Origin of the sequence: Candidatus Acidianus copahuensis (assembly GCF_000632495.1) — an archaeon.
GTDB lineage: Archaea > Thermoproteota > Thermoprotei_A > Sulfolobales > Sulfolobaceae > Acidianus > Acidianus copahuensis.
Genome location: NZ_JFZT01000063.1, coordinates 1 through 10,082, shown reverse-complemented (window position 1 = coordinate 10,082; position 10,082 = coordinate 1). Strand labels below are relative to the sequence as shown.

The 10,082-nt window shown below is 34.6% G+C and carries 12 protein-coding genes; 3 read left to right on the top strand and 9 right to left on the bottom strand.

What is annotated here, in order from left to right; translation table 11 throughout:
- A partial coding sequence (locus CM19_RS11945; protein WP_048100682.1) for an alcohol dehydrogenase catalytic domain-containing protein occupies window positions 1-463 on the bottom strand: 463 nt, incomplete at its 3' end.
- Window positions 464-974: 511 nt separating this feature from the next.
- On the opposite strand from CM19_RS11945, the gene CM19_RS11940 reads away from it, so the two are divergent.
- Window positions 975-1,406, top strand: a complete 432-nt coding sequence (locus tag CM19_RS11940) for a PaaI family thioesterase (RefSeq protein WP_048100681.1) — start codon at window positions 975-977, stop codon at window positions 1,404-1,406.
- 300 nt (window positions 1,407-1,706) lie between these two features.
- On the opposite strand, the gene CM19_RS13590 is transcribed toward CM19_RS11940, so the two are convergent.
- The 8 genes from CM19_RS13590 to CM19_RS11910 form a co-directional block, all read right to left on the bottom strand.
- Window positions 1,707-1,811: a 2-oxo acid dehydrogenase subunit E2 gene (locus CM19_RS13590; protein WP_150111445.1), complete on the bottom strand. Its 105-nt coding sequence runs from the start codon at window positions 1,809-1,811 to the stop codon at window positions 1,707-1,709.
- A gap of 407 nt (window positions 1,812-2,218) precedes the next feature.
- Window positions 2,219-2,473, bottom strand: a complete 255-nt coding sequence (locus tag CM19_RS13430; RefSeq protein WP_081801291.1) for a VWA domain-containing protein — start codon at window positions 2,471-2,473, stop codon at window positions 2,219-2,221.
- Between the two features lie 13 nt (window positions 2,474-2,486).
- Complete coding sequence (locus CM19_RS13425; RefSeq protein ID WP_052349556.1) at window positions 2,487-3,236, bottom strand: VWA domain-containing protein; 750 nt, start codon at window positions 3,234-3,236, stop codon at window positions 2,487-2,489.
- 7 nt (window positions 3,237-3,243) lie between these two features.
- Window positions 3,244-4,086 (bottom strand): AAA family ATPase, encoded by an 843-nt coding sequence (locus CM19_RS11930; RefSeq protein WP_048100680.1) that lies wholly within the window; start codon window positions 4,084-4,086, stop codon window positions 3,244-3,246.
- A 21-nt stretch (window positions 4,087-4,107) separates the two neighbouring features.
- The gene (locus CM19_RS11925) at window positions 4,108-6,471 is read right to left on the bottom strand and encodes an aerobic carbon-monoxide dehydrogenase large subunit (RefSeq protein ID WP_048100679.1); all 2,364 of its coding nucleotides are present in this window, start codon (window positions 6,469-6,471) and stop codon (window positions 4,108-4,110) included.
- Window positions 6,471-6,959 (bottom strand): (2Fe-2S)-binding protein, encoded by a 489-nt coding sequence (locus tag CM19_RS11920; protein WP_048100678.1) that lies wholly within the window; start codon window positions 6,957-6,959, stop codon window positions 6,471-6,473. Before CM19_RS11920 ends, CM19_RS11925 begins: the two co-directional genes overlap by 1 nt.
- Entirely contained in the window at window positions 6,956-7,834 is an 879-nt protein-coding gene (locus tag CM19_RS11915) for an FAD binding domain-containing protein (protein ID WP_048100683.1), read from the bottom strand. The genes CM19_RS11920 and CM19_RS11915 overlap by 4 nt, the downstream gene beginning before the upstream one ends.
- 38 nt (window positions 7,835-7,872) lie before the next feature.
- Entirely contained in the window at window positions 7,873-8,805 is a 933-nt protein-coding gene (locus CM19_RS11910; protein ID WP_048100677.1) for an XdhC family protein, read from the bottom strand.
- A 680-nt stretch (window positions 8,806-9,485) separates the two neighbouring features.
- Between CM19_RS11910 and CM19_RS13150 the strand changes: the two genes are divergently transcribed.
- Both CM19_RS13150 and CM19_RS11905 read left to right on the top strand, forming a co-directional pair.
- On the top strand, window positions 9,486-9,650 hold the full coding sequence (locus CM19_RS13150) for a hypothetical protein (RefSeq protein ID WP_160164886.1): 165 nt from the start codon (window positions 9,486-9,488) through the stop codon (window positions 9,648-9,650).
- A 65-nt stretch (window positions 9,651-9,715) separates the two neighbouring features.
- Window positions 9,716-10,082, top strand: a 367-nt coding sequence (locus tag CM19_RS11905; RefSeq protein WP_048100676.1) for a Phenylacetic acid catabolic protein, incomplete at its 3' end; no start/stop codon positions are given.

The window sequence follows — 10,082 nt, the reverse complement described above, 5'->3', positions numbered from 1 at the left end:
CTAGTACTTTATCTCCTTTCTTGATCTGAGCCAAATTTGATGCATGAATTATGGTAGCTACTGGTTCTGATGCTGAGGCATATTTTTCAAAATTTTTATCAGGCAACTCAATTAAATTTCTTTCAGGAGCATAAACTTCTTCCGCATATCCGCCCGGCGTATTTTCACCTATCAATGAGTAACTATCGCACAGATTTTCCTTACCTTGCTTGCAAAACTCGCAATTTCCACAAAAAATACCACTATATACTGCTACTGGCTTATCATTATAGAAACCGAAAATTTCGTGGCCTAAAATTGCTGGTAGCTTGAAATTCTTAAAACCGCCCTTCCAAATTACCACATCCCTACCACAAACACCAACTACTTTGACATTGACTTTTACAAAGCCAGGCATGGGATTTGACCTAACATCTTCAATCTTAAAAGGAGATTTGAACTGGTAAAGGACTGCTGCCTTCATGAAAATACGTTTGTTGGCAAAGTATAAATATTTTATTAAATTATCAATAATTGTTTTCTCTGTTATTTCCTTTGCTAATTTTTATCAGATTTTCCCGTTCCAGCCCTAGATATGCTATATACTAATATAATTTTGCTAATCTCGATCCACCACTCAGATATCTCATGAAATTAAATAATTTATTAAATCTCCTTCTCTCATCTTCCTTTATTGCTACAAGGATCGCTGATCTTTAACCTAAATACCCATTCTTGGCTCCCACTACAGTAGCCTCTTTAACTATTCCACTTGCAATTAATATGTTTTCATATTCTAATGTAGATATCCATCTTAGCTTAGTCTTTGCTTTTTTTCCCTACCTAGTAGCTTAATTCCCCTTCTTAACTAATTGTAACTGATTTCCAGTTTTTATTCACTTGATCCGTGTATAATTAAAGTGGGATCTTCTTTATGGTTGAAGTAACCATTGGATACACACAAATTTTTTAGGTTATTCTTATTAACTTTATATATGGATGATCTTGCTCGGTTTGTTGAGAGTTTACTCAAACAAGAAGAATCTATAATTAAATATTTGGATTTCAAAGTCCTTGAGGTTAATAAGGGATTTGCCAGAATTGAAATACCCTATAAGAAGGAATTATGTCGACGTGGTGGCGTGATACATGGTGGTGTTATAATGACAGCAATGGATATAACTGGAGGCATAGCTACTTTCTCAGTTAATGATGGTATAGATCAAGTAACTCAAGAACTTAAGGTTAACTTTTTGGAGCCTATGTATAAGGGGCCTTTTACTGTTGAAGGTAAAGTTATTAGAAAAGGTAAGACTACAGTAATAGTTGAAATAACTTTCAAAGATGTTGAGGGTAAGATAGGTGCTATAGGTCTAGGAACTTGGTATATAATCAAAGACAAAAGTATTGAGGCAAATAAGGGATAATTACTTCCTTAATATAATTTATATTATAAAATATTACAGTAAAATATGAATAGGGATAGATTATTCTTTGAAAAATTTTTATGATTACACCAATAGTTATTATAACTTTATGGTTGTAATGCAAAATAATTAAGATTATTTACAAGCACTAAGAAGGATAGTATAAGCCGATATAGAAAAGTATAAACTTATACAGGTTTTTAGTATTTTCACTTTTTAATATTTTAGCTAACTCTTATGTGAATTTGAGGATAGTATGTTCAACCATAACTCTGCGGTTAAAAGTTAGGCCTAGTTACATCACATTTCTTTATCTTTAATACTATCTCCTATAACCATGAGAACCCGCCTTATTTCACCAACTCCTAAAATTGCAGTTTGTGGTTGGTTTATTATAGGGAACAAAAGCCTTAACTAAAACGCCTAACATAACCAACCCTAGCCGAGATAATACCAGGGGAAAGACTACCCTGGATAGTCAAGAGCACATGATCCCTAGGAACACTAAACCTAACCTCACCCTCTCCTTCTCATCAAGAACAGTCAACAAAAGCCTTGAAAGAAAAACAACACCAGCCTCAGTAGTGGGATTAAAAGACATCGAAACAAGGAGGGTTTTAGTAACCCTAGTCAAGTAGGAACGAGTCCATCCTAATCATAACCTTAACAGCCTCATGCCTCAATACCTTGAAACCAACTACCTTAAATCGTCATAAGGCATAGCATCCCTACAAAACTCAACTTACATGTTTCTTGCGTCAATTTTATCACCCTCCTTACCCCTGAACCTCTTCATAAAGAAATTATTCATGCTAGTGATGAGGCATGAAATCTTGTTGGATTTCTAATGTAACTAACTTCAGTGGAGAAAGGAATAAATCAACGTATTTTAGAGCAATTTTTATCCCTGTAGTTTCTGGCTTATATGATGGACTATCAAGAAGAGGATTTATCCATATAAGACATAAAGATCTTTCCTTAATATAATTTAGTTCCTTATCCAATAGGTCAAGATCCCCTAAATCCCAACCATCGCTTAGAATAATTATTGCAGTCTTCCTATCTATGTTATAATACTTCCTAAAAAATGTTTAAGCTTTCCCCAATTCTTGTCCCGCCTCCATAAGGAAAGTTCTCAATAATTTTCTCAAGATTAATTCCACTTATGTTATCTTTCATGAAATATCTCGTAACTTTCTTTATTTTTGTGCTAAAGAAGAATATTTCACATCGATGAATAAATTTCTTCATATAAAAGGAGAAGGAGAGGATTAAGTCTTGATTATCTCTCATAGAGCCAGACACGTCACATAACAATACTGCTTTAGCCTTATTCCTTTTCTTAATACTCTTAAAAATTCTTGGGGATTCTAGGAGGAATTTTGTTTCTTCTTTAACGGTCATTCTAAGATTAATATCTCCTTTAAGACTTTTTTTATTCCTATGTCCTTCAATAGCTAAAATTACCTTTCTTAGATTTTTTATTGCTTTTATCCACTTTTCCCTCTCCCAGTTATAACTCATCTTCGGCTCTACCTTTGCTTCAGCCGGACTATATAGTGAAAACAACGTATTATTGCTTTCCCCGTAAATGCACTTACCTAATACATTTTTATTATATTCTTCCTTCTTTTCGTCTTTGTTATTTTTTGTCATCAATTTTTCTTTAAAATCTTTGATTATTGTTATCTCAAGGATATGGTTTATAACTTCATCATTTTTAGTATTAACTATTCTTAATGCCTTTATTGCATCTAATGTCTCGTTAATTCCTACATTTCTTCCTTTCTTTCTAAGGTCATTAGCTAATCTTACTATGAGATCTTCCATTTCTCTTTCAATCCCCCAGAAAATAAACTATATCTTCTTCATCTTTAAGTAGGGTACCTATTAGATTTCTTATTACATTCTCGTCTATTGAATTAACTTTTAATGAATTTAATGCGTTTATGAAGTCTAATGTCTCAGCTATTCCAGGTTTATGAAGTATTTTGTTATTATTTCTTATTTTATTAACTAAGTTAATAGCATCCTTAGCTAGATCCTCTCTCACATTTCCTAGTTTAGTTTTGATTATCTCTAGCTCTTTCTCTGGTGGAGGATAATCTATATATAAGTATAAGCATCTTCTTTTTATTGCATCCGAAAGATCCCTGGTTTTATTAGATGTTATAAATACATAGGGTTTATGTTTAGCTAAAATTGTCCCCATTTCAGGTATTGTTATTTGAAATTCTCCTAGGAACTCGAGCAAGAATCCTTCAAATTCTGGGTCAGCCCTATCTATCTCATCAATTAATAAAACTACCCTCTTATTAGCCCTTAATGCTTTTAATAATGGTCTTTCCAGTAGAAATCTTTCACTATAAATCTCCTTTCTAATTTCGTCTTTCGAGAGCTCTTCAGCTTGTAACATTTTTAGCTCTAATAGTTGTCTGGGATAATCCCATTCATAAAGTGCCTGAGACGAGTCCAGTCCCTCATAACATTGCAATCTTATCAATTCAGTGTTTAATACTTTAGCTGTGATCTTAGCTAATTCAGTCTTCCCACATCCTGGAGGACCTTCTATTAATAATGGCTTTTCCATTATCAATGACAAGAATACTGCAAGAGCACTCTTACTGTCTAATACATATCCTTCCTCCTTAAATCTTTTAATCAACCATTCAACATCCATGCAGTTTCACACAATAAAAATTTACTCATCCGAAACGGCTCCCTTCTCTTTTAATATTTGCCATATTTTCCAAGGCCATAAGGGCATATCTATATGTCTAACTCCCAAATGCCACAACGCATCAACCACAGCGTTTACAAACGCAGCAGGAGAGCCAACAGTTGCAGATTCGTCAACTCCCTTAGCGCCTAATGGATGATGAGGTGAAGGTGTTATTGTTTTATCTAATTCCCATTTAGGAGTTTCAATGGCAGTAGGTATCATATATTCAGCAAAACTTCCACCGTAAATATTACCATTTTCATCATACCTTATTTCTTCTAGAAATGCAGTACCAAAACTCATGGTTAATGCTCCCATTATTTGCCCATCAACAATTACTGGATTTATTATATTACCACAGTCATCAACTGCTACGAACTTCCTTACCTTTATTTGCCCTGTACCCTTATCAATATCGACTACGCAAATATATGAGCCGAAGGGAAAGGTCATATTAGGAGGATTGTAATATGTTATAGCCTCTAATCCTGCTTCAATACCAGGTGGGGGATTAGTATATGCTGCGAGGGCAACGTCTTGTATTGTCTTAAATTTATCTGGCGAACCTTTAACATAAAACCTACCTTTCTCGTACACTATATCTTCTTCTCTAGCTTCCAGCAAATGAGCAGCTATCTTTTTCGCCTTATCTAAAATCTTTTTAGCAGAGACTGCGGCTGCAGCTCCAGCAGTTGGAGTACTTCTACTAGCGTAAGTTCCTAAGCCATAGGGACATGTATCCGTATCTCCTTCTTCAATTATTATATCTTCGACTGGTATTCCCAAAATTTCAGAAATAATTTGTGCATAAGTAGTTTCATGACCTTGACCTTGAGCCCTTGTTCCAAATCGTGCTATCACTTTTCCAGTTGGATGAATCCTTATTTCAGCACTCTCAAACATTTTTATCCCTACGATGTCAAAAAGATCCGCTGGGCCTGCACCAACAATTTCAGTAAAGCTACTTATTCCAATACCCATTAGTTCTCCTCTTTTCCTCTTTTCTTCTTGCTCTTTTCTTAACTCCCAATAACCTATTTTATCCATTGCCTTCTTTAACGCAGCCGCGTAGTTTCCGCTATCGTAAGTCCATCCTAAAGCTGACTTATATGGGAACTTTTCAGGAGGAATAAAGTTCTTTAGCCTTAATTCAGCCGGATCCATTCCCAATTCATGAGCTAGAATATCGACTAATCTCTCTATTGCATAGGCTGCCTCAGTTACTCTAAAGGAACATCTATAAGCTATCCCTCCTGGTGGTTTGTTCGTATGTGCTCCTACTACTTCAACATGAGCTGCCTTAATATCATAACTTCCGGTACATATGCTAAACAATCCAGCGGAGAATTTAGATGGATTTGCATCACCAAAGAAGGCCCCATGATCACTTATAACTTTAATTCTCAAAGCTAGAATAGTTCCATCCTTTTTGGCTGCAATCTCTCCATGAATATGATAATCTCTTGCAAACGCTGTACTTCTCATATCTTCTGATCTGGTAGCTATCCATTTAACTGGCCTCCCTAATTTTATGGATGCATGAGCTGAAACCACATACCCTGGATATACGTAAACTTTACCTCCAAAACCTCCACCTATATCCGGAGAAATTATTCTAATCTTATTTTCGGGGATTTTTGTCACTAATGAAAACACTGTACGTACTACATGGGGAGCTTGTGAAGTCATCCAGATTGTTAACTTTCCAGAGACTGGGTCATAATGGGCAATACTCCCTACTGGTTCCATATAAGCTACATGAAGCCTTTGATAATAGAAACCTTGAGAAACTACAACATCTGCCTCTTTAAATAGTTTGTCAGTTTCTTCCTTATTTCCAGCCTCCCATTTAAAAACTAGGTTAGTATTTTTATCTGGTCTAACTATGGGAGAGCTTTGCTCTAGTGCTTTTTTAGGATCCGTAACTGGTTCTAACGGTTCATATTCAACTTCTATTAATGAAGCTGCATCATAAGCCTTATATCTATCTTCTGCTATTACAGCGACTACTTCTTGCCCTTGATATACAACTTTATCTGTGGGCAACACCATCATCTTATCTCCCATTAGGGTTGGAATCCATGCTAATCCAACCTTCTCTAACTCCTTCCCCGTTATTATATCAATAACTCCAGGTAAAGTCTTTGCCTTTTCAACGTTAATACTCTTTATTTTAGCATGAGCATATGGACTTCTCACGAAAGCTAGATAAACCATCCCCGGTAATTTAATATCGTCAACATAATTCCCTTTACCTAATAAGAATCTTATATCCTCTTTTCTCCTTATTTTGTGACCCATTCCATGTACTCCTTTAGGTTCCTCAGTAATTTCAACTGTCATCACGAAACACCTCCTCTCATTTTTTCTGCAGCATACTTAATTGCTTCAATAATATTTTGGTATCCAGTGCATCGACACAAATTTCCTGAAATTCCTTCCCTTATTTCCTCTTCGGTGGGGTTTGGATTTCTCATTAGAAGCTGATATGCAGCCATTATCATACCTAGAGTACAATAACCACATTGTAACCCATGCTTAACCCAAAAGCCTTCTTGGATAGGATGTAGTTTGCTATCTTTAGCTAATCCCTCAATAGTTAAAACTTTCTTACCATCGGCTTGTACTGCAAACAAGGTACACGATTTAACAGCTCTACCGTCTAAAATTACAGTACATGCACCACAATTTGTAGTATCACACCCTACATGAGTTCCAGTGAGACCAGCAATTTCCCTTATAAAATGTACTAACAGTAACCTCGGTTCAATATCAGCTTCATATGCCTTTTCATTAATTATAATTTTAACATGAACTAATTGCTGGCTCAAATTTCCACCCCAACCTTACGTAAGGCATTCTTAAATGCCCTAAAAGTTAATACCTTAGCCATTGCCTTTTTATATTCTGCAGAAGGACCAAATGGAGTTGAGGATGGGTTTGTTTGTTCAGATGCTATTTCTGAAGCCTTCTTTATTACTTCCTTATCCGCTTTTTTACCAATTAGAAATTCTTCAGCCTTATCAGCTTTAATAGCTGTAGATCCTACAGCCCCCAAAGCTATTCCAACCTTCTTTAAATAACCATTATCATCAATGCTAACATTCACTGCTGAGGCAACTATGGCAAAATCTCCAGCTCTTCTCTCTAGTTTCATATAAGCTCCACTATTTTTAGGTTCCTGTACTGGAATTCTAATTTCCACTACCATTTCATTACTTTGTAACGCAGTTTGATAGGGGCCTATGAAGAAGTCTATTGCCTTTATTACTCTCTGCTTAGAAATGCTTTTTACTAGAAATTCTGCATTATAAGCTAACATGACTGAGGGTAAATTATTCCCAGGATCATTATGGCATACGTTACCTCCTACTGTTCCAACATTTCTGACTATGGGATCGGCTAAATGTTTTATACTTTCATAAAGTAAAGGATATCTGCTTTTTATTAGATCACTGTATTCAAGATCAGAGTATCGCGTTAATGCTCCAATTTTTAAATAACCTTCCTCCTCTTTAATATATGATAGTCCAGGAATTTTATTAATGTCTATAATATTTTTAGGTGAAAATAGTCTTAGTTTCATTAAAATTATTAAGCTTTGCCCACCAGCTAGAATCTTCGCATCGTCCCTAAATTTATCTAAAAGCTCTAAAGTCTCATCTACGCTTTTAGGTGCAAAATAATTAAATTGTGCAGGATACATTATAAACATTATTTATTAATACAAATATAAAAAATTAATTATGTATAGTCAGTAAGATTAATTACGTTAAATAATTGATAATATAGTTTTTTTGGATCAGAATCAAACTTCTCCTTACAAGCTTTACTACAGAAATAAATTTTTTTACCCTCTATCTCAGAAAAATAAGGACTCTCACTTACTATCATACCACATATAGGATCTCTCGACTCTTTTAGTTCTAGGTTCTTCTGTTTAATTTGTGTAGAGTCAAACATTATTATTTCAGCTAAGATACTTATAGCTATTTCATCTGCTGATTTCGCATTAATATTAATCCCCGCTGGAGACTTCACTCTTGTAATGTCATTAATCCCTTTCCTTTTTAGATATTCAAATATATCATTAGCTCTTCTTTTTCCTGCCACTACTCCTATGTATGGTATATTCGTATTAAGTAAAGTCTCAACGTATTTTTCATCACCCTCACCCATGGTAGCTATTACAGCATAAGTACGTCTAGTTATTTTAACCTCATCTAAGTTTTTGATTATGAGATCTATAGTATCATCTTTTTTCATATTTCCTATTTCGTCATAAAGTACAACCTTATATCCTAGAAGATGAGAGTGTTTAGCTAAAGCTCTTGTTATACTATTATTTCCTATAAGCAAAATTTTCCTCTTAATAGCTCCTGGTTCTACGTAAACTAGGACTGAACCACCATGACATGTTTCTAATTGTATTATCCTAGGCACCCCCTCATTGATTACCTCTATTGCCCTTTTTATCAACTCATCCTTAGTACAAAATCCTCCAATCCAACCTTCATAAGAACCATCTACCTTAATAATTATCTTATTACCTGTTTTTAATGCCGTAGGCCCCTCTGACTTAATAACTTCTACTATTGCAAACTCTTCCTCACTTTCCACAAGTTCTAATAACCTCTTTAGGAAACTTTCTGAATGCAAGAAATAACTATCATTCATTAAAATATTTAATTATTTTTTATGCTTATAAATTTAAAGTTTGAACTTTAGCTTGTATCAAGAACTTTGAGTATTTAAGCCATATTTATATAAAATTATGGGTCGAGCAATAAGTAATACTTATCCCTAGTGGGGAAGTAGATCAAAGCCTATATGAGCTTAAAAGCTCATTACCAGAGCTTGATATAAACCTCGCTATAAACTGAAGAAGGATCTAGAGCTCCTAAGAATGGGGATGTTAGGAAGAGACGTATCAAAAGATAAACACAGTATATTGCTGAAAAGTCGCTCTAAAGAGCCATTAGGTAGATAAGGTTTCAAAGAACTACTAAGGTTAGCGTTATATGTTGGTTTAGCTGAGTGGTTTGTATAGATATCTTGGGCTATCTGGTGTTGCACTCCACCCCTTGACTGAAGGAATTGTCTTATACTTCCTATGCGGTTTACACTATGCTTGATTTGGATGAGGGATTAAATTGTAAGGATTCGGGTACTCACGGACAATTGAAAGTCTCAAATTACTGAGATTAATTAAGAGTACTAGTTAACTTTGAAATATTCATTAATAAACTCAAAATGTTTAGTATAAGGATTTACATTTCAATTGCTATATTGAATATTAGTAAATACGTGAAGAAAACGTTATATACTAATATAATGATAATATTAATGAGTCCAATATGACACAATCGTTGAATTCTATTAACGTCGCCGAAGAAATTTTCAAACCTTGGATATCTGAGCATAGACCGGCTGTTTATTATAAAGACGAAGTTTGGAGTTATCAAAGACTTTATGAGGAGATAAATAAAGTTGGAAATGCCTTAATCATTTTGAGTATATAACGTTTTCTACACGAAGTGTTTAAAGCGAAAAATATAAAAATTTCTAATTAATACATACAAATGCAATGATAAGCCCTCTATCTAATGAGGCTAAAAGTACGCTTCTAGACATATTGTCATTGAGAGCTGACATGGAATTGGCAATGGTTGAAATGTATTCTCCATGGTTAGTAAATGCTCCAACTGTTGATGGAAGATTATTTGTTGCAAAGCTAGTTTCAGATGAATTAAATCATGCATGGCAATTATCTAGGATAATTCAAGAGTTTAAGCCAGAGGGAGAGAAAATTGTAGATGAACTTAGGAACTTAAGGTTAGGACTACACAAATTAGAAGCTTTTAACTTACCTCTCTTCAACTGGGACGATGTGTTAGCCTTTACTTTTTTAATTGATAAAGCTGGTATTTACATGTTGGAAGCTCTACGAAATT